The 18,306-nt window shown below is 60.6% G+C and carries 21 protein-coding genes and 1 tRNA gene; 12 read left to right on the top strand and 10 right to left on the bottom strand.

The features are described from left to right. From ACWTU7_RS02730 to ACWTU7_RS02760, 7 genes are all read left to right on the top strand, one after another. Nucleotides 1-210 (top strand): sensor histidine kinase (locus ACWTU7_RS02730; RefSeq protein WP_455846491.1); only part of this gene is annotated, 210 nt, incomplete at its 5' end. Then, nucleotides 207-848 carry a response regulator transcription factor gene (locus ACWTU7_RS02735; protein WP_455837985.1) on the top strand — a complete coding sequence of 214 codons (642 nt, stop codon included), beginning with the start codon at nt 207-209 and terminating at the stop codon, nt 846-848. The genes ACWTU7_RS02730 and ACWTU7_RS02735, both read left to right, overlap by 4 nt. Nucleotides 849-850: 2 nt before the next feature. Then, a complete protein-coding gene (locus tag ACWTU7_RS02740) occupies nt 851-1,240 on the top strand; it encodes a response regulator (protein WP_455837984.1) in 390 nt (129 codons plus the stop codon). Continuing rightward, nucleotides 1,230-1,922, top strand: coding sequence for a response regulator transcription factor (locus tag ACWTU7_RS02745; protein WP_455838013.1), 693 nt, complete (start codon nt 1,230-1,232; stop codon nt 1,920-1,922). The genes ACWTU7_RS02740 and ACWTU7_RS02745 overlap by 11 nt, the downstream gene beginning before the upstream one ends. 521 nt (nt 1,923-2,443) lie before the next feature. Further along, nucleotides 2,444-3,424: an alpha/beta fold hydrolase gene (locus ACWTU7_RS02750; RefSeq protein WP_455837983.1), complete on the top strand. Its 981-nt coding sequence runs from the start codon at nt 2,444-2,446 to the stop codon at nt 3,422-3,424. Between the two features lie 733 nt (nt 3,425-4,157). Then, nucleotides 4,158-4,595 (top strand): CBS domain-containing protein, encoded by a 438-nt coding sequence (locus ACWTU7_RS02755; RefSeq protein WP_455837982.1) that lies wholly within the window; start codon nt 4,158-4,160, stop codon nt 4,593-4,595. A gap of 64 nt (nt 4,596-4,659) precedes the next feature. Beyond that, nucleotides 4,660-5,727, top strand: coding sequence for an alpha/beta fold hydrolase (locus tag ACWTU7_RS02760; RefSeq protein WP_455837981.1), 1,068 nt, complete (start codon nt 4,660-4,662; stop codon nt 5,725-5,727). 191 nt (nt 5,728-5,918) lie between these two features. On the opposite strand, the gene ACWTU7_RS02765 is transcribed toward ACWTU7_RS02760, so the two are convergent. Then, nucleotides 5,919-5,995, bottom strand: a tRNA-Met gene (locus ACWTU7_RS02765). Nucleotides 5,996-6,341: 346 nt separating this feature from the next. Here ACWTU7_RS02765 and ACWTU7_RS02770 point away from each other — a divergent pair. Further along, nucleotides 6,342-7,307: a Gfo/Idh/MocA family protein gene (locus ACWTU7_RS02770; protein ID WP_029349781.1), complete on the top strand. Its 966-nt coding sequence runs from the start codon at nt 6,342-6,344 to the stop codon at nt 7,305-7,307. Between the two features lie 57 nt (nt 7,308-7,364). Here ACWTU7_RS02770 and mnmA read toward each other — a convergent pair whose 3' ends face one another. Continuing rightward, nucleotides 7,365-8,555 (bottom strand): tRNA 2-thiouridine(34) synthase MnmA, encoded by a 1,191-nt coding sequence (mnmA, locus tag ACWTU7_RS02775; RefSeq protein ID WP_065012039.1) that lies wholly within the window; start codon nt 8,553-8,555, stop codon nt 7,365-7,367. A gap of 272 nt (nt 8,556-8,827) precedes the next feature. On the opposite strand from mnmA, the gene sciP reads away from it, so the two are divergent. Continuing rightward, nucleotides 8,828-9,103 carry a CtrA inhibitor SciP gene (gene sciP / locus ACWTU7_RS02780; RefSeq protein ID WP_006203587.1) on the top strand — a complete coding sequence of 92 codons (276 nt, stop codon included), beginning with the start codon at nt 8,828-8,830 and terminating at the stop codon, nt 9,101-9,103. A gap of 465 nt (nt 9,104-9,568) precedes the next feature. Here the strand turns inward: sciP and ACWTU7_RS02785 are convergent, their stop codons facing one another. Then, the gene (locus ACWTU7_RS02785) at nt 9,569-9,946 is read right to left on the bottom strand and encodes a flagellar export protein FliJ (protein WP_292190762.1); all 378 of its coding nucleotides are present in this window, start codon (nt 9,944-9,946) and stop codon (nt 9,569-9,571) included. Between the two features lie 450 nt (nt 9,947-10,396). Between ACWTU7_RS02785 and ctrA the strand changes: the two genes are divergently transcribed. After that, on the top strand, nt 10,397-11,092 hold the full coding sequence (gene ctrA, locus ACWTU7_RS02790; protein WP_006203583.1) for a response regulator transcription factor CtrA: 696 nt from the start codon (nt 10,397-10,399) through the stop codon (nt 11,090-11,092). 119 nt (nt 11,093-11,211) lie between these two features. On the opposite strand, the gene ACWTU7_RS02795 is transcribed toward ctrA, so the two are convergent. Further along, complete coding sequence (locus ACWTU7_RS02795; RefSeq protein WP_065011886.1) at nt 11,212-11,580, bottom strand: response regulator; 369 nt, start codon at nt 11,578-11,580, stop codon at nt 11,212-11,214. Between the two features lie 235 nt (nt 11,581-11,815). Beyond that, on the bottom strand, nt 11,816-12,445 hold the full coding sequence (gene chpT / locus ACWTU7_RS02800; RefSeq protein WP_455837980.1) for a histidine phosphotransferase ChpT: 630 nt from the start codon (nt 12,443-12,445) through the stop codon (nt 11,816-11,818). 503 nt (nt 12,446-12,948) lie between these two features. Here chpT and ACWTU7_RS02805 point away from each other — a divergent pair. After that, nucleotides 12,949-13,488: a DUF1134 domain-containing protein gene (locus ACWTU7_RS02805; RefSeq protein ID WP_051694969.1), complete on the top strand. Its 540-nt coding sequence runs from the start codon at nt 12,949-12,951 to the stop codon at nt 13,486-13,488. Nucleotides 13,489-13,626: 138 nt separating this feature from the next. Then, on the top strand, nt 13,627-14,796 hold the full coding sequence (locus tag ACWTU7_RS02810; RefSeq protein WP_455837979.1) for a hypothetical protein: 1,170 nt from the start codon (nt 13,627-13,629) through the stop codon (nt 14,794-14,796). 29 nt (nt 14,797-14,825) lie between these two features. Here ACWTU7_RS02810 and ACWTU7_RS02815 read toward each other — a convergent pair whose 3' ends face one another. The 5 genes from ACWTU7_RS02815 to ACWTU7_RS02835 form a co-directional block, all read right to left on the bottom strand. Continuing rightward, nucleotides 14,826-15,629 carry a TrmH family RNA methyltransferase gene (locus tag ACWTU7_RS02815; RefSeq protein WP_455837978.1) on the bottom strand — a complete coding sequence of 268 codons (804 nt, stop codon included), beginning with the start codon at nt 15,627-15,629 and terminating at the stop codon, nt 14,826-14,828. A gap of 242 nt (nt 15,630-15,871) precedes the next feature. Beyond that, on the bottom strand, nt 15,872-16,210 hold the full coding sequence (locus ACWTU7_RS02820; protein WP_065011891.1) for an ArsR/SmtB family transcription factor: 339 nt from the start codon (nt 16,208-16,210) through the stop codon (nt 15,872-15,874). Nucleotides 16,211-16,383: 173 nt separating this feature from the next. Next, the gene (locus ACWTU7_RS02825; RefSeq protein ID WP_455837977.1) at nt 16,384-17,145 is read right to left on the bottom strand and encodes a HugZ family pyridoxamine 5'-phosphate oxidase; all 762 of its coding nucleotides are present in this window, start codon (nt 17,143-17,145) and stop codon (nt 16,384-16,386) included. A 192-nt stretch (nt 17,146-17,337) separates the two neighbouring features. After that, nucleotides 17,338-17,769 carry a CoA transferase gene (locus tag ACWTU7_RS02830; protein ID WP_455837976.1) on the bottom strand — a complete coding sequence of 144 codons (432 nt, stop codon included), beginning with the start codon at nt 17,767-17,769 and terminating at the stop codon, nt 17,338-17,340. A 25-nt stretch (nt 17,770-17,794) separates the two neighbouring features. Next, nucleotides 17,795-18,295, bottom strand: coding sequence for a CoA transferase (locus ACWTU7_RS02835; RefSeq protein WP_455837975.1), 501 nt, complete (start codon nt 18,293-18,295; stop codon nt 17,795-17,797). Between the last annotated feature and the right edge of the window lie 11 nt (nt 18,296-18,306).

The raw sequence follows: 18,306 nt of genomic DNA on the forward strand, positions 1-18,306 counted from the left end.
ACGGAGATCAGCGATCGCGGCTCGGGCGTCGAGTTTCCGGACAGGATATTCGAGCCGTTCTTTACCACGAAACAGCAGGGCATGGGCATGGGGCTGGCGATCTGCCGCTCGATCATCGAGTCTCACGGCGGGCGATTGTGGATGGAGAACGAGCCGCATGGAGCGACGTTCATCTTCACGTTACCCGTTGAAGCGAAAGCGGCGTCATGACGATGGACGATCATATTATCTTCATCGTGGATGACGATGAACGCATTCGGGAAGCCCTCAACGAACTCCTGGCTTCACACGGCCTGCGCGCCATCGCGTTTGGATCGGCCGGCGACTATGTCAGCGCGGACAAGCCGGACGCCCCGGCGTGCCTCATCCTCGATGTCGAGTTGCCGGATATTAACGGCCTTGATCTGCAGAGGCAGATCGCGGAGGGCGATCATCCGCCGATCGTTTTCATAACGGGACATGGCGACATCCCATCCTCAGTGCGCGCGATCAAGCATGGCGCCGTGGATTTCCTTACCAAGCCTTTCAGTGATGCGGACCTTATGGCAGCAATCCAGGCGGCGATCGCCCAGGATCGGAAAAAGCGATCAGAGCGCGCCGAACTTGGTGTGTTGCGGCAACGCTATCTTGACCTGACGCCGCGCGAACGTGAGGTGCTGCCGCTGGTGGTGAGTGGGCTTCTCAACAAGCAGGCCGCTGCAGAGCTGGGGATCAGCGAGGTCACGCTGCAAATCCATAGAAGGAATGTGATGCAGAAAATGGCGGCGGCGTCGCTCGCCGATCTCGTGCGTATCGCGGAGAGACTGGAGATACCGATCACTCACTCGCGCCGAGCGGGAGGGAACTGAACGTGACTAAGCGAAAACCTGTCGTGGCAGTTGTCGATGACGATCCAAGGCTGCTTGAGTCGCTCGAGGACCTTCTGGAGTCCGCGGGCTATGTGGTTCGCAGCTTCTCGTCGGCGGGATCGCTACTCATCGACGGGCTGTCGGGCGTGGACGTGCTCATCACCGACATTGGGATGCCTGGCACGGACGGCTTTGAGCTTCGTGACCTGGCGAAGAAGGCGCGTCCGGAACTGCCGGTGTTCCTGATCACCGGCCGTCACGAAATAGCGGATCAGTACCGCGCGAAGGGCATCAGCGGGTTTTTCCGCAAGCCTTTTGATGGCCAGGCCCTGCTTGCTGCCGTTGGCGACGCTTTACGCAACCAAGAAACCGAGGACAAACATGAGAGTTGACCAGCCGCTCTTACGGAAATCGGCGCCGTTGTCACAGCAGCGGAGGAGTGAATCGGCGCAGCCGCTCGTCATCATTGTCGATGACGATGCGTCTGTTCGAGAGGCGCTGTCCGAATTGATCCTGTCGGCGGGGTTTCTGCCGGTCTGCTTTACCTCGACCCGCGAATTGCTCGACGGCAACATACTGGACAGCCCCGGCTGCCTGATCCTCGACGTGCGCATGCCGGGGACGAGCGGTCTCGATCTGCAGCATCATCTAGCGAAAAACGGAAACCCCAAGCCCATCATCTTCCTGACCGGCCATGGCGACATTCCGATGACTGTCCAGGCGATGAAGGCTGGCGCCGTGGACTTTCTCACCAAGCCGGTGCGAGACCAGACGCTGCTTGACGCTGTGATCGCGGGCATCGCGATGGATGCCGAGCGGCGGGCTCAGGCAGTGGTCGTCAAGCGCAACATTGAGCGAGTCGAGACCCTGACGCCACGCGAGCGCGAGGTTCTGCATGAAGTGGCGCGCGGACGCCTCAACAAGCAGATCGCCTTCGACCTCGGCATCAGTGAAGTAACGGTCAAGCTGCATCGCGGCAATGTCATGCGAAAGATGGAGGCCGCTTCCATCGGCGAGCTGATCCGGGCATGGGAAACTCTGCCCGCGCCGATGCGCGAGCCCGACGCGACTTAAATGTGAGCTTTTAGCAGGTTGTCCATTCGGACCGGACCGAGGAGACTGGAGTTGTCAAGCTTCAGCACTCGGCAGAGGGTCCTATTGGGTGTCTCGCGGCAGATCTGCGCCGAAACTGGCTATCATTGAGGCGCTCTTTGGGGTGTGTGCCCGGCCATTGCTCGGAAGATTTGCGCGAGGCTAGCCAGCCCACCATCCGCTATTATGCAACTGCGCCTGCCGTGCCGCGTTCGGTCCTCTCCCGATCCGAGGCTAAGCTGACGTGCGTCGGTAAGAAGTAGGCCTGCCTCAGCTACGCCCCACGCCTGGCGTGCCTGTCCTGCACCTTGGCATCGCATGACAGATCCTTCCGTAGAATAGGTTCGCGGCCCGGATCGGCGCATCCTTCTTCGCAAGCCATCACGACCGTCGAGTTTAGACCGCTCCTTCGCCCGTCCCCCCCCCGAATGCGATCGCGCAGGTCGATCGATGGTCGTGATGGTGAGCCGGATGTTCAAAGCCGCACATCATGGATGGATGCGATGAAGAAGGATGGACTTTTCTGCGTTGGCGGATCTCGCCGCGATGTCTTGTTGGCCGGCTTAAGCGCAGTTGCAGCAGCCGGGCTGCCTCTCGCTGCTTCGGCCACAAGCCGAAAGCAAAACCTTCCCACCTCTCAATCAAGCAAAGGAACTAAGACGATGAGCTCCATCACGACCAAGGACGGCACGGAAATCTACTACAAGGACTGGGGCAAGGGCCCTATTGTAACATTCTCGCATGGCTGGCCGCTGAGTTCCGATGCCTGGGACGGCCAGATGCTTTTTCTGGCGCAGAACGGCTTCCGCGTGGTTGCGCACGACCGACGCGGCCATGGCCGGTCCAGCCAGGCCCCGTCTGGCAATGACATGAATGGCTATGCCGACGATCTCGCAGCGGTGATCGAGGCGCTGGATCTTCAGGGCGCCACGCTGGTCGGCCATTCCACCGGAGGAGGCGAGGTCGCTCGCTATATCGGACGCCACGGGACGAAGCGGGTCGCCAAGGCCGTTCTTATCGCCGCCGTTCCGCCGATCATGCTGAAGACGCCGGCCAATCCGGAAGGCCTGCCTCAGGAAGTGTTTGACGGCATGCGGAGCGCACTCGTCAGGGACCGCTCGCAATTCTACCGAGACCTGGCGCCAACATTTTATGGCGCAAACAGGCCGGGTGCCAAGGTTTCGCAAGGAACGCTGGATCAGTTTTGGCTGTGGAGCATGCAGGCCGGTCTCTTGAACGCCTATGAATGCATCAAGGCGTTCTCCGAGACCGACTTCACCGAGGATCTCAAGAAGTTCGACGTGCCGACCCTGGTCCTGCACGGCGAGGACGACCAGATCGTCCCCGTCAAGGACTCGGCAGTCAAGTCGGCGCGGCTGATCAAGGATGCCAGGGATATCTATTACCCAGGGGCGCCGCACGGCATCACCGCCACGCACCAGGATCAAGTCAACGCTGACCTGCTCGCCTTCATCAGGGGATGATGCTGCCTCAACCCACGGCGGCGTCATCCGCAATTCCTTGGAGCTCCCGATGACCATCTCTGGCAATTTTTCGCGCGCGTTGAACCGCATGTCAGGCGGCCCGCGAGGCCAAACGTTGTGCGCTCGCATTGCCGAGCGATGGCCTGAGTGCTGGTTCTGTCGGCTGATGTCTCGGACGGTCGAGCCGAACCACTGCGCCATCGAACTCGTTCGCTGGCGCCGACACGGGACGCACGCTGGGATACAAATGGCGCACGGACGGCCACTAGGGCCACAGCCGCCAAGGCGTGAAACTTCTTCCGAACAGGCGGGCTGTGCTTACGCGCAGCTCGTCCGCGACCTGGCGAACTGGTCGTTATTTGAGGGAGGGACAACGCTGGAGGTCCTGGAGACCTCCGGCCGCACTCCGGCCGCTGCGGAAGCGGTCGCAGGCGTTCGACACCACGTCGCGTTGTCGGCCGACGTCGGCGAACGCCTACAAGGCCAACGACGGGCCACGAAGGAGAATGCAAATGCCAAATTGGCCTCTACAAGGAAGCTGAGGTGGCGCTGTGGACCGCCGGCATCTGCCTCGATGTCGTCGGCTTACAATACAACCTCATTTCCATCGCCGAGATTGCAAAGGTCGTCGGTGAAATTCCCGCGCCTTGGAATGAAGCAACGGATGACCCGGTGGTTCTGTCATATCGCCTATCCTTCGGCTACGGCCGGGAGGCGCTCTTAGGAGGACGTCATGCGCGTTGGCAGTCTGCATACAGTAACATCTGTTCGTCTCATGGTGATCGACGTCGACGCCACACTGCGGAATGCAGCGCTCTCACTTTCCGATCCAGCCATAGGTCTGGTCGTCGTGTGCCACGGCAGTGGGGAGGCGGCAGGTGTGTTGAGCAAATCCGACCTCGTGCGTCATGTGGCGAATTCGGGATCGGCAGAAGCGCTCGTATCGACATTGATGAGCCGATCCATCGTCTCCTGCGGTCCCAGTGACGATGTGCATTCAGTCTGGCAGACCATGGTCGCACAACGACTTCAGAATGTCCCGGTTCTCGGGGCTGGCTCGAAACCGCTTGGCATTCTCGATATCCGCGATGCAATGAAGGCGCTCTTCGAGCAAGAGGAGCTCCAGGAGCGGCTGCTTGCCAACTACATTGGCGGGATCGGCTATCAATAACGGCAAGAGCAGGCGGGAGTGATTGTTCCTCCTTGTCGGTCATCGCAATCACAAAGGCTTCACCATGGATACGAGCAAGGCTCCCGAGACGATCGACCATAGTCGCCGACGCATTGTTGGCGCCGCGGCAATGACGTTTGCCGCCGCCACCGAGTTCGGCTTGAGCGCGCCGGCAAAGGCAGCAGCCAGTTGGACGAACCAGGCAACAGCGTCTGCGACGCAGGCGGCGCAGAAATCATTCGGCTCGCTCAGGCAGGTCAATGCCGGCGCGCTAAGCGTCGGATATGCGGAGCTAGGGCCGGCCGACGGCGCGCCCGTCCTCCTGCTTCACGGCTGGCCCTACGATATTCACACCTACGTCGACGTCGCGCCCCTGCTTGCCTCAAAGGGGCACCGCGTGATTGTGCCGTACCTGCGCGGCTACGGCACGACCCGTTTCCTTTCGGATGAGACGATGCGCAACGGCCAGCAGTCGGTGCTCGCCACAGATACAATCTCCCTGATGGATGCGCTAGGAATCGAAAGGGCCACGATCGCCGGTTGCGACTGGGGCGCCCGGACGGCGAACGTCGTCGCCGCGCTTTGGCCTGAACGCTGCAAGGCGATAGTCTCGGTGAGCGGCTACCTCATTGGCAATCAGCAAGTCGGCATGGGGCCGCTGCCGCCGAAGGCGGAGTTGCAATGGTGGTACCAGTTTTACTTCGCCACGGATCGCGGCCGCGCCGGCTATGAGAAATATACGCGCGATTTCGCCAGGCTGATCTGGCAGCTCGCTTCGCCAAAGTGGAATTTCGATGATGCCACCTTCGAGCGCAGCGCCGTGGCCTTCGACAATTCGGACCATGTCAGCATCGTGATCCACAACTACCGCTGGCGGCTCGGGCTGGCCGAAGGCGAGCCGAAACACGAAAACCTGGAAAAGCGGCTCGCCCTAGGGCCGGTCATTACCGTACCCGCCATTACGCTCGAAGGCGACGCCAATGGCGCACCACACCCGGACGCCAGTTCCTACGCCAAGAAATTCTCGGGCAGATATTCGCACAGGGTCATCAGCGGCGGCGTCGGACACAATCTGCCGCAGGAAGCTCCGGGAGCCTTTGCCGATGCCGTCATCGACGTCGACCGTTACTGAGTGCTATCGGGCCTAGGCCAACGAACAGGCAGGACACCATCACGAGCTTCTAAAATCATCGCCATCCAGGTATCTGCGGGGCAATGCGCAGCAGCGGAAAAGCGTTGGATCGGGTCACCCACAACATTGGAATCGTCGGGTAAAATTGTACTAGGCACTACCAAAGTAATTTCAATAACTTATTAGTTTTTTGGTAGCGGGAGAGGGACTTGAACCCCCGACCCCAGGATTATGATTCCCGTGCTCTAACCAACTGAGCTACCCCGCCAGGGCGGCGAAGGTCCGAAATCCGCCTTAAATCAGAAGGCATTTCGAAGCGTTCGCCAAGGTCGGGCGGATATAAGGTTGGGACGCCAGGCCTGTCAAGCATCGATGCAGCCGGCATGCGGCACATTCTATCGCATCGTGCTTCCGAAAACCGGAATCGATTTTCGGAAAGCGCGATGCGAAGGTTTACGGTCTTGAGACGCGTACTTGTGCGTCCCAATCGGACACGCGTCGCTCTGATGGCCGAAAAGCTTTGCCGGGCAGATAATTGCGCACAGAAATGCCGGGGTTGAGTTCGGCGGGGCCCGCCGCTATGTCTCGGCCACGAAATTCTAGAGTTGGAATTGATGAAACCGCGCATTGCAGTCCTCGGTTGCGGATACTGGGGCAGCAACCACATCCGCACCCTCAAGGCGCTCGGCGCGCTGCACGCGGTCTCGGACGTCAATCCTGCCCGCGCCGAAGGCTTCGCCAGTGAGCAGGATTGCCTGGCGATCGAGCCGGAGGCGCTGTTTGTCCGCAGCGACGTCGATGCCATCGTAATGGCGCTGCCGCCGCAGTTCCACGCCGATATGGCGGTGCGCGCAGTCCGGGGCGGCAAGGACGTGCTGGTGGAAAAGCCGATCGCGCTGACGGTGGCGGATGCCGAGCGCTCGGTGAAGGCGGCGGCCGACAATGGCCGCGTCTTCATGGTCGGCCATGTGCTGCGCTTTCATCCAGCCTTCGAGACGTTGAAGGCGCTGATCGACAGTGGCGAGCTCGGCGAGGTCCGCTATATCCATTCGCACCGCCTCGGGCTCGGCAAGTTTCATACCGAGAACGATGCGCTGTGGGACCTTGCGCCGCACGATCTGTCGATGATCCTGGCCATCACCGGCACGGAACCGATCGAGGTGCGTGGCGAGGGGGCAGCGCTCCTCGACAATCTCAGCGATTTCGCGCATTTGCACATGCGCTTTCCCAATGGTCTGCGCAGCCATCTCTTCGCGTCGCGGCTCAACCCTTACCGCGAGCGGCGGCTGACCGTGGTCGGCACCAAGGCGATGGCGGTGTTCGACGATGTCGAGCCGTGGGAGCGCAAGCTCGCCGTCTACCGCCACGCGGTGTGGCAAGACAGCGGCCAATGGGCCTTCACCACCAACGAGCCGTCCTATGTGGCGGTGGGCGAGGGCATGCCGCTGACGCGAGAGCTCGAGCATTTCCTCCAGTGCATCGAGACGCGGGCAGAACCGCGTACCAGCGGCGAGGAAGCCATCAGGGTGCTGCGTATCCTGACCGCTGGCACGGTTATCCACACCGGATCGTCTTCCTGAGAGAAAAATGCGGCTGTATCAGAGCCTGATCCATCCCGATAAAATCGGGATCTTTGTCTATTCGGCGGGAATCTGCGCCGGGCGGGCTGCCAGCCGCGTCAGCATCGCCTCGGCCTCGGCGCCACGCTCGGAACGCTCGATGAAGCCGCCGCCGAACACGCGGGCTTCGTTGCCGTCGTCGGAATAGAGCACGCAGGCCTGGCCGGGCGCGATGCCGGACTCGCCGTCGACCAGTTCAACCGAAGTGATCCCGGCGTTGTGATGCAGCACGGCCGGGCGCGGCGGGCGTGTCGAGCGGACCTTGGCGAAAAGCTCCAGCCCAGCCGTCGGGATATCTGACAGTGCAGCGTCGCCCAGCCAGTTCATGTCGCGCAAATAGATCTTATGCGTCTCCAGCGCCTCGCGCGGACCAACGACGACGCGGGCCCGGTCGGCGTCGAGATGGACGACGTAGAGCGGCTCGCCCGACGCGATGCCGATGCCGCGGCGCTGACCGATCGTGTAGCGCAAAATGCCTTCATGGCGGCCGAGCACGCGGCCGTCGATATGGACGATGTCGCCCGGATTGGCAGCAGTCGGCTTCAGCTTGGCGATGATGTCGGAATATTTGCCCTGCGGGACGAAGCAGATGTCCTGGCTGTCCTGCTTAGCGGCGACCGTTAGCCCCATTTCCTCGGCGATGGCGCGAACCTGCGGCTTCGACAGGCCGCCGAGCGGAAAGCGCAGATAGTCGATCTGCGCCTGCGTGGTGGCGAAAAGGAAATAGCTCTGGTCGCGGTCCGCGTCGACAGGCCGGTACAGTGCGCGATGGGCGCCGTTGGCTCCAGAGCGGATGTAATGGCCGGTGGCCAGCGCGTCGGCACCGAGCTCCTTGGCGGTCGCCAGAAGGTCGGCGAATTTCACCGTCTGGTTGCAGGAAACGCAAGGGATCGGGGTTTCGCCGGCCACATAACTCTCGGCGAAGGGATCGATCACCGCCTTGCGGAAGCGCTCCTCGTAATTGAGCACATAGTGCGGAATGCCGAGCGTCTCGGAGACGCGGCGAGCATCGTCGATATCCTGGCCGGCGCAGCATGAGCCGGCCCGGTGCGTTGCCGCGCCGTGGTCGTAGAGCTGCAGCGTGACGCCGACGACGTCATAGCCTTCATGCTTCAAAAGGCCGGCAACGACCGACGAATCGACGCCGCCCGACATGGCAACAACGATGCGGGTATCTTCGGGGCGTCCGGGAAGGTCGAGGCTGTTCATGGTTCTTTCGTTCTGCACGGCGCCCTGGATGACAGCGCTTGAATGCCAATGGCCGGAATATAGGTCAAGCTTTCCGGGTGCGCCAGCTTCGCGAGCCGGCCGATTTTTTCTAATGGATACGGCGCTTGCGGGCAGATGCCTCAAATGCCGACGAAAAGACTAACGCGCCGTTCATGATCCTTACCTAGCTATTAGGGTTCGCTTAGGCAATTTTTAAAGCTGTGGCGGTAATGTGGTGGGGATTGGGTCTTGAGTTTTTAGTAGAGAGTACGATGACCGATCTTGTTAGGCCGCGCGTCAAATATGTTATCGGGCCCGACGGCAGCCCCCTTACGATTGCCGATCTGCCGCCGACGAACACACGTCGCTGGGTTATCCGGCGCAAGGCCGAAGTGGTGGCGGCGGTGCGCGGCGGGCTTTTGAGCCTCGAAGAGGCATGCCAGCGCTATAAGCTGACCACCGAGGAATTCCTGTCCTGGCAAGCGTCGATAGACGAATATGGCCTTGCCGGGCTGCGCACGACGCGCATCCAGCAATATCGGCATTAGGGCTGGTCCAAGTAAGTCAAAGGCGCGACAATCCGCGCCCTTTTTTGCTTTGCCGCAACGGCTCTCTCTGCTTCAGACCGTCAGCACCATATTGCCGATCGGCATGGCGGCGGGAAAGGTATGGATTGCGCCTGCGTCATCGAGCAGGTCTTTGCCACATTAGGCGGCAAGCTCTTTCGCATCGACCTTGACAAGTTCCATAAGGCCTGCGCGGTCGGGCCCGCTGGACATCCGCTCGACGCGCCGAACTCGGCCAGAACCTGATGGGCTGCTCAATCAGATAAGGCCCTGGTCGGAACCGCATACGCCCGACATTAGGGATGCCCGGATGCGGCCGGTCGCGGAATATGAAGGGGATTTGGTGGCATAGGCCTGAAACTGGCGGCTGCTCGACCGATGAGCGGCGACGTTCCAGATGAGCAACGCCCTGATCGCTGGGTGTTGACTGGCCTTAAAGCCTTGCTTTCAGCCGATCATGGCGCTGCGGCCGCCGGTCTCGGCGTCGCGAATCTTGGTGTCGCGTGATTCGAGCATTTCCGCTTTGGAAAGCTCCGCTTCGGCTTCGCCGAGCAGTGATTCGGCAATGCTTCGCTGCTGGGCGAGGTCGCTTTGCGAATTTCTGAGATTGTCGCGGCGCAGGCGCGCTGCCTTGGCGAAGGTCGGATAGGCAAAATGGTTGATGTCGGTGATGCCGGCTTTCTTTTCTTCGGCAGTGATCTGAAGCTCCAGTTCGACAGCCATGCGCTCGAATTCGGCGATCATCATGTCGAGTTGCAGCAATTGCCGCCGCTTCTCGTTCACCTGAAACTGCTTCAGCCGAACGAGGTTTTCACGTGACTTCATGATTCGGTACTCCTGGAAACGCACACCTGCACATATCGTCCAATCCACCTGGCAAACTCAGGCTTCACCCGTCTCCACCGACTTTACCGGAACTATGGGAAACAAAATCCTAAAGTTTTTTGCCGGCGGTAACCATTCGTTTACGGGCATTGTTAATCATACGGCTCAGGACTTAAGGCCGGGTAAAAATTCCGGCTCTCGATGCGGAAGCACGGCCAGCGAGTCTCTGGAGTCACTTAGCCTGACTGATTAATGTTTTGCATTAGCGTTTTGGTTCTGTGATTCACTATTAGATTCAACAAGGTGTAGAAAGGGGTTAAAAAATCTGATACCGTCAACGGCACGGAATTAGGTTTTGTTAACCATTCGATGGCAGCCTCTGCTCAGGCAATCACTGCTCCGGTCCTGGACGGGTCGTGAAATGGTCCGGCAGCAGAAAAGGGGAATGAAATGCGTGTTCTGCTGATAGAAGATGACAGTGCGACCGCACAAAGCATCGAGCTGATGCTGAAATCGGAAAGTTTCAATGTCTACACGACCGATCTTGGCGAAGAAGGTGTCGATCTAGGCAAGCTCTACGACTACGACATCATCCTTCTCGATCTCAATCTGCCCGACATGTCGGGATACGAGGTCTTGAGAACACTTCGCCTTTCCAAGGTGAAGACCCCGATCCTTATCCTCTCCGGCATGGCCGGCATCGAGGACAAGGTACGTGGCCTCGGCTTCGGCGCAGACGACTATATGACCAAGCCGTTCCACAAGGACGAACTGGTTGCCCGCATCCACGCCATCGTGCGGCGTTCCAAGGGCCATGCCCAGTCGGTGATCACCACCGGCGACCTAGTGGTCAATCTCGATGCCAAGACCGTTGAGGTCGGTGGGCAGCGCGTGCATCTGACCGGCAAGGAATACCAGATGCTGGAGCTGCTCTCGCTGCGCAAGGGCACTACGCTCACGAAGGAAATGTTCCTCAACCACCTTTACGGCGGCATGGACGAACCGGAACTGAAGATCATCGACGTCTTCATCTGCAAGCTGCGCAAGAAGCTCGACGCCGCTTCCGGCGGCCAGAACTACATCGAGACGGTTTGGGGTCGCGGCTATGTGCTGCGCGAGCCGGAAGATATCCGCGTCAGCGCCTGAGCTGACGACGCCGATCCGATCGATTTTCCGACAAAAATCCAGCTTCGGCCGGACTTTTGCGATCGTAGCGCAGACATTAGAGCGCCGACCTCCGGGGCCATGTGCCAGGGGTCGGCGAATCAGGCTGCAATTCTCAGGGTGCGGAAGCACTCGAGAAGTTGCGGCCGATTGAATGGCTTCAGCAGATAGCCTTGAGCGCCGGCGCGCTTTGCTCGCATGATCGAAGCGACGTCGACCTCAACCAGCGAAATCAGGATCTGGGGCTGTATCGGACTTTCGATGGCGCGTACGCGGCGAATGACGTCCTCCGCCTGCATGTCCGGCAAGGCGCCGTCGACGACGATGATATCCGGCATGTCAGCAGTGCACATCTCGACCGCGTCAAAACCGCGCGCAGCTTCGATGACCAGCATGTCGGAACCACCCAGGATGCGCTTTGCGACCTTCCTGATGACGCTCGAATCGTCGATGAACATGCAGCGTTTCATTTCCGGGCCCTCTGTGCCATGCGGCAATCCGGCAGCGTCGCGGTACTGAAAGGCACGGTAGGATCAATCCGGTAAAGAAGCTGAAAAGCCAATAGATAAAATTTTTGCAAGACCAGCTTTTACGGAAACTTCTTGACGATGCTTCGGTCGAACTAGCCTGGAAGGTTCATTTCATTCATCCGTGAAGGCGTAAAACATTGTCTAAAAATAGTTGTCTATTCTCGCCTTAGTAACTTCAAGCGGCCGATAGCACGATTTCTTCTGCGGTTGCGTGTATCGATATCGTCATGTTCGCCTCGCGCGCCAGAAGCAGCGTGTAGTAGGGCTGCACCGAATGCGCGTCGATCGGTTCTTCAGGCTTGTTGCCGGAATGGAGTTCCAGGAATTTGGGCGGCACGCGCAGCATCGGACCGCTCGCGGCGAGCGCAAAGCGTGGTTCTGTGTCGAGGTTTTCAAGCGTAACCGCAAGCTTACCGCCACGCGGAATGGCGGCGTTGGCGACGAGAATTAGGTTGAGCAGGAGCTTCACCTTGTTCTTGGGCAGCAGCGCACGGGTTCCGTTCCAGACCAGTTCCGGCTTTTCGTTCTTCAAAAAGGCGATCGCAACGGCCTCGGCGTCCCCCGTGTCGATCATCATGCCGGCAGAACCGGCTGCGCCGAAGGCGATGCGGGCGAATTGCAGGCGGGCCGAAGCGTTTCTGGCGCTCTGGCGAATCAATTTCATGGCGTCTTCGTCGGCGCCGCCTTCGTCGAGCAGCTCAAGCCCGTTGTTTATGGCGCCGACCGGCGAAATGATGTCGTGGCAGACCCGGCTGCACAAAAGCGCAGCGAGATCGGGTGCGGAAAGGGTGAAAAGCTCGGCCATCGGCGAAAGTCCCTGCAAAATTTCACTAAAAATGGCCGGGCGATCAATGGTCACGCCTGTCCACACGAATCACGCTCTCTCCCAAGGCCTACTGAATACACAGCGCCTGAGCGTGCAGCAACAAATCCGGAATTGCCGTTATCGAAAATGGTGTGTTCACGCAGGGTGCGGATACTGCGCGGGCGACGCGAAACCGGCTCGAAACCAGCCTTCTAACCGCCATCTTCATGTGAAAGCTTAATGGTTGAAAAAGGATTACGGCATAGTTTGCCCATAACAGTCATCCTTAGCGGCCGCCAAAGAGCCGCACGGATGCGAGGCGTCGGCGAAAGTGCTCCCTGACGGAGATTGGAAGCATGTTTTCCCGATACTACGACCGGAGCTTTTTCCGTGTCATCACCGACCGGAGTTTTCTCCGTGTCGTCTCTGACCGGGTTTCCCGTGTCATCTCTGACCGGGGTTCCCGTGTCATCTCTGACCGGAGTTTTTCCCGTGTCACCTCAATGGCGATCGCTCTGATGGGCCTTGTCGTCGTCTTTTCAACCTCGCCTTCGCGGGCCCAGGAATACACCGCTCAGGAGATCGTCGATTCCGGGCATAAATTCTTCGGCGCAACATCGGGCGGGCTTGCCACCGTCGTCGAGAAGATTTTCGCCTCCTACGGCCTGCCTAATGGCTATTTACTTGGCGAGGAGGGCTCGGGCGCGCTGATCGGTGGCCTGACCTATGGCGAAGGCACGCTCTACACCAAGAATGCCGGCGATCACAAAGTGTTCTGGCAGGGCCCGTCGCTCGGCTGGGATTTTGGCGGCGAGGGCTCGCGGGTGATGATGCTGGTCTACAATCTCGACGATGTGAACAGCCTCTACAATCGTTTCGGCGGCGTTGCCGGCTCCGCCTATCTCGTGGCTGGCGTCGGCTTCAACGTGATGAAGAACAACAATGTGCTGTTGGTGCCGATACGTACCGGCGTCGGCGCCCGGCTTGGCGTCAATCTCGGTTATCTCAAGCTTACCCAGCGTGCCACCTGGAATCCGTTCTGAGCGGGCGGTTGCCTCGTCATCCCGATTGGTTCCAGGGTCGAAGACTTGAACATTGCTGCGGCAGACCCTTGCCGCAGCACTGGAATTCCGTCATGCGAACGTGGCACAGTCCCTAACGGTCCATAACGGATAGTCACCTTGGTTCAGTCGGTCCTGTTCTTTGTCCTCGGCTTTCTCTGCGCCGGCTTTGTGGCGCTGATGATTGCCCCGGCCATCTGGCGGCGGGCCGTGATGCTGACGCGCAAACGCGTCGAGGGCTCGATGCCGCTGACGCTGGCCGAGATTCAGGCGGAGAAGGATCGCATCCGCGCCGAGTTCGCCATGTCGACGCGCCGGCTCGAAATGAGCGTCAAGTCGTTGCGCGAAAAGGCGGCCGAACAGCTTGTCGAGATCAGCCGCGGCCGCGAGGCCCTGAAGGAGCTGGCGCTCGAGCGGAAGGACAAGAAACAGGCCCTTTCCGAACTCGAGGCCAAGGGCGAAGACCTTCGACAGCGCGAAGACCAGCTGCAGCTTTTGTCGGATCGGCTTGCTCAAACCGAACATGCCCTGGAAAAGCGTGTGCTCGAGCTGAAAAAACTGGAGCATATGTATGACGACGCCAGCTTTTCTTCCAGCAGCCGTCAGATCGAACTTGTGGCGCGCGAGTCCGAACTGCAAAAGCTGGCCGACGACATTTCGGTGCTGCGTGGCCAGCGCAAGGAGGCGGACAGGCGCCAACAGGAGAGCGCGGCCGAGAGCAAGGCCGCACGAGACGCGTTGAAGGCCGAGAAGAAAAGGACCGGCGAACTGGACAAGAAGGTCGAGCGCCTGCTCGCCACGCTTGCCGATTGCGAGGCCAAGCTTGACCGCCGCGAAAAGGAAATCGCGCGGCTTCGCCAAAAGTCGAAAAGCGAAAGCGTGGAAAACGCCTCGGCGGTGCGTCTCGTCGGAGTGCAAGGTAGTCAGGGCGATGCGGCCGTCAAGGACGACGACGACATCCAAAACGCCATCGCCAAGCTCGACAGCGACCAAGAGCGGTTGGAGGCGAGGCTGACGGAATTGGCCCGCGAGAACAAGAAACTGAAAACGGAGCTTGCCGCCTTCGAGGCATCCAAATCCGAAGACGGCGACGATGCGCGCCGCGCCAGCGCTGCATTGCGTGAGCAGATGAGCGACCTGGCGGCGCAAGTCGTCGCCCTGACGGCGAAGCTCGACGGGCCGGAGTCGCCGATCGCAAAGGTTCTTGCGGCACCCAACCAACCGGGAAGCGGCGAACGCAGCCTTGCCGATCGCGTGCGGGCGCTGCAGAAGGCCGAATCGACGCATTGAACCCAGGCAGTGATGCTGTCTTCTGCGGCTCAGGTGCTGCTTGCCGAAAAATGATGTAAGGCGATGGCTGACGCGGCGGCGACATTCAGGCTGTCGAAGCCTTCTGCCATATCGATCCGCACCGTCCGCAGACGGGCGAGCAGGCTTTCGGGCAGGCCTTCGCCTTCGGTGCCGAGATAGAGCGCCAGCCGTTCAGTCCTTTTCGCATCGCGGATGCCGGTTCGCCCGCGCGGCGACAAAGCGAACTGGCCGAAGCCCAGCCGGTCGAGCGCTGTGGTGAAGCCGATGGTCTCAGTGAAGGAGGCGAAGGGAACTTTCAGCGCGGCGCCGACCGAAACGCGGATCGCCTTGCGGTACAGCGGATCGCAGCAGGTCGAGTCTAGAAACACGGCATCGGCGCGGAAGGCGGCGGCGTTGCGAAAGATCGAGCCCATATTGTCATGGTTGGCGATGCCGACCAGCACGACGATCAACGCCCGGGCGGGCAGGGTATCCAGCAAGGCCTCTGCAGGCTGCGCCGCGCCTTTGCGGCCAATCGCCAATATGCCGCGATGCATGTGAAAGCCGGCAATCCTGTCCATGACCTCGCTGGCCGCCACGTAGACCGGAAGGTCCACGGGTGCTTTGCGCAGAGTTCCGTCGAGGCCTGCCAGCCGACTTTCGAGTACCAGCAGCGATTCGGCCGCAAAGCGTTTGGCCCCGAGCAGCATTTCGAGCACCACCTTTCCTTCGGCAACGAAACGGCCCTGCCGGCCGGCAAGATCGCGCTCGCGGATGTCGAGATAAGCGGCGACGCGCGGGTCTTGCGGGTCGTCGATACGAATGGGGCGCATGCTTGCCTCTGCTGACTCGCATCGGCCCGATCGTGGTGAGCTTTCCGACAGCACGACGCGTGGATCCAAAGTGTTAGAGCGTACTTTCTGCGTCCAACTGGACGCAAGTCGCTCTTAGAATCGTTATCGAGGTAAGGGTGCCCGGGCCAGTTCTTGCATTTATGGATATCGTTATCCCAAAACCGCTTCGCACCCTCGGTCAAAGCCCAAGGGCAGGCTTTTGGGCGACATGCATTGGCCGGTTACGTCCCGGAGCGACGCGGGCGGTATGCCATCTGCGATAGCTCACCCTCGCCGAAAATCCCGTCCAGCGTGTTGAGAAGTTCGCGCACGGCATCGGATTTACAGGAATAGTAGATCATCTGCCGGTCGCGCCGGGTCTCGACGAGATCTAGCGCCCGCAGTTTGGCCAGATGCTGTGACAGGGCGGATTGGCTGAGCAGAACCTTCTCGGCGATAGCGCCGACCGACATTTCACCGTCGGCCAGATAGTTCATGATCAACAGTCGTTTCTCGTTGCCCATCAGCGTCAGAAACGCAGCCGCTGATTCGGCATTGGCAATTAGCTTTTTCGAGACCATCGATCCCCCATGCCTTCCTGCTCATCCGGCGCTATGGGGGCAATAGCGTCTGATTCCATAGGCTCACTCGCGAATGTGCGCTGGCGATTCAACGCTACCGGGAAAGCGTAGAACATCTCGCTCAAACCTCAAGACTTGCTTTCGGCCCGACGCGATTAACTGGCGGACTGTGTTTAATCCGCCACTCGGCCGGTTTTTGCCATGTCGACCAGAACATGCCTAAGCTCGCGCGCCGTCCTCAATGGCTCGGGAAAGAACACCCGGCAGACATCGTCGCCCAGCGCCAGGTCCATGCCGTCGGCGTCGAAGCCGGTGACGACCCAGCCGTCGCCCACCGCCTTGGCGAAGTGGCGCGCGTAGACGGCGATTGCGTCGCTATGGTCGGCATTCATGTGGTCGAGGGCGGATTGTTCGCCAGCGGCAAGCTCTTCGACGATCGGTCCGGTCGTGACCAGATCGGCGCGTTCGAGCAGGTAGGCCTTGCCAAAGCCGCCGTTGAGACTGGCGCGCTCTGGCTCGAGGCGGAAGATCGAGAAGTCGCCAAGACCGGCATAGAGCTTCGCCTTGGGGTTGCGGTTGAGATAGCGCCGGTCGGCGCGGGCGTGCTCGCTGGATCCACGCTCAAGCCGTGCTGCCCGACAGACGAGCGTCAACCGCGGGTGCGCCAGCGGGTCGCCCTTGCCGGGCTCGCCGACAAGCAGCGAACAGCGCGGTTCGGCAAGGATCGCGCCGGTATGGGCGGACAGCATCGATACAAGGATCAGCGGCGTGCCGTCGAGATCGGTGGCGACGCCAACCCTGCTGGCCAGCGGCGAACCGGTCCCGGGTTCGATCACCGCCAGCGCGCCGAAACGGGCACTGCGGATCAGCGTCTTTGCCAGCCTGATCGCTTCGGCGTCGGTCTCGCGGATCACGTCCTTCCTTCGGTCGGCCAAAATCCACACCGTCTTAAGCTGATGTTTAGTCTCTGGTTATCAACCTATCACACCGGATTTGACAAGGGCTTCAGTTTCGATTTCGGGAAGGCCGAAGCGTGCCAGCACGGTCGCCGCATGACAATCGTGATCGGCCGGCATAGCGGCAACCGTCGGCCGGGAGCGCGAAAAACGCGGCGCCGGTGCGGGGCGCTAAAGCGGACCCGACGTCACAAAGGCGTTGCGAGCGCGATTGTGGGGATGATCCCTGGCTTCCCGCAGGGACAGAACCGGTGCAACACAAGAATCGGTCGCAGCAAAGAGGCGGTCCCAGTCGTCCCGTGTCTTCTGCCCCACTCGATCGACAATGGCGGCGCGCATCTGCGGCCACAATGTCCTGTCGTATTGGCCGCGTACAAAACGTTCGTCGAACGGCAGCAGTCTTGCGAATTCGACGAAGAACAGGGGTTCAAGGCAGCCGACGGCGGCGTGGCGTGCGCCCGCCGTCCCATAGGTCTCGTAGAAGGACGCGTCGGAATCGAGCAGGTTCGCGCCGCGCATATCACTCCACAGGCCCGCTGCCATCAAGGCGTGCACAGGTGTCGTCAGCATCGAAGCGCCCTCGGTCATCGCGGCGTCGATCACCTGGCCCCTGCCGGAGCGCGAACGCTCAAACAGGGCGGCCAGTGCGCCCGGCAACCAGCATCACGGCGGCGCCGCCATAGTCGGCGACGAGGTTGAGCGGTGGGACTGGCCGGCCTCCTTCCTGGCCGATGGCGTGCAGCACACCCGAATAGGCGAGGTAGGTGATGTCGTGGCCGGCACGATCCGATAGCGGTCCGTTCTGGCCGAATCCCGTCGTGCGGCCGTAGATCAGCGCCGAGTTGCGTGCCAGTACCGCGTCCGGCCCAAGACCAAGCTGCTCCATGACATCGGGACGAAACCCTTCGATCAGCTTGTCGGCCTTTTCGGCAAGGCGCAGCACCAGTTCGGCGCCTTCCCAGTGCTTCAGGTCAATCCGCAGGATGGAGCGGCCGTGACGGTCGATGTCGTATTCATCCGGTAGCGTCAGAAACGGCCGGGTCGACCCAGCCCGCTTGATGCGCAGCACCTCGGCTCCCATCTCCGACAGCATCAGGCCGGCTAACGGCACCGGTCCAATCCCGGCCATCTCGATCACCG

The organism is Mesorhizobium sp. BHscii (assembly GCF_053848065.1).

What these genes read in the sequence shown, in the direction of transcription:
- ACWTU7_RS02815 (WP_455837978.1), bottom strand. Translation starts at nt 15,629, where the DNA reads ATGCGCCCCATTCGTATCGACGACCCGCAAGACCCGCGCGTCGCCGCT.
- ACWTU7_RS02835 (WP_455837975.1), bottom strand. Translation starts at nt 18,295, where the DNA reads ATGGCCGGGATTGGACCGGTGCCGTTAGCCGGCCTGATGCTGTCGGAG.
- sciP (WP_006203587.1), top strand. Translation starts at nt 8,828, where the DNA reads ATGACCGATCTTGTTAGGCCGCGCGTCAAATATGTTATCGGGCCCGAC.
- ACWTU7_RS02745 (WP_455838013.1), top strand. Translation starts at nt 1,230, where the DNA reads ATGAGAGTTGACCAGCCGCTCTTACGGAAATCGGCGCCGTTGTCACAG.
- mnmA (WP_065012039.1), bottom strand. Translation starts at nt 8,555, where the DNA reads ATGAACAGCCTCGACCTTCCCGGACGCCCCGAAGATACCCGCATCGTT.
- ACWTU7_RS02785 (WP_292190762.1), bottom strand. Translation starts at nt 9,946, where the DNA reads ATGAAGTCACGTGAAAACCTCGTTCGGCTGAAGCAGTTTCAGGTGAAC.
- ACWTU7_RS02735 (WP_455837985.1), top strand. Translation starts at nt 207, where the DNA reads ATGACGATGGACGATCATATTATCTTCATCGTGGATGACGATGAACGC.
- ACWTU7_RS02805 (WP_051694969.1), top strand. Translation starts at nt 12,949, where the DNA reads ATGGCGATCGCTCTGATGGGCCTTGTCGTCGTCTTTTCAACCTCGCCT.
- ACWTU7_RS02755 (WP_455837982.1), top strand. Translation starts at nt 4,158, where the DNA reads ATGCGCGTTGGCAGTCTGCATACAGTAACATCTGTTCGTCTCATGGTG.
- ACWTU7_RS02820 (WP_065011891.1), bottom strand. Translation starts at nt 16,210, where the DNA reads ATGGTCTCGAAAAAGCTAATTGCCAATGCCGAATCAGCGGCTGCGTTT.
- ACWTU7_RS02750 (WP_455837983.1), top strand. Translation starts at nt 2,444, where the DNA reads ATGAAGAAGGATGGACTTTTCTGCGTTGGCGGATCTCGCCGCGATGTC.
- ctrA (WP_006203583.1), top strand. Translation starts at nt 10,397, where the DNA reads ATGCGTGTTCTGCTGATAGAAGATGACAGTGCGACCGCACAAAGCATC.
- ACWTU7_RS02795 (WP_065011886.1), bottom strand. Translation starts at nt 11,580, where the DNA reads ATGAAACGCTGCATGTTCATCGACGATTCGAGCGTCATCAGGAAGGTC.
- chpT (WP_455837980.1), bottom strand. Translation starts at nt 12,445, where the DNA reads ATGGCCGAGCTTTTCACCCTTTCCGCACCCGATCTCGCTGCGCTTTTG.
- ACWTU7_RS02760 (WP_455837981.1), top strand. Translation starts at nt 4,660, where the DNA reads ATGGATACGAGCAAGGCTCCCGAGACGATCGACCATAGTCGCCGACGC.
- ACWTU7_RS02770 (WP_029349781.1), top strand. Translation starts at nt 6,342, where the DNA reads ATGAAACCGCGCATTGCAGTCCTCGGTTGCGGATACTGGGGCAGCAAC.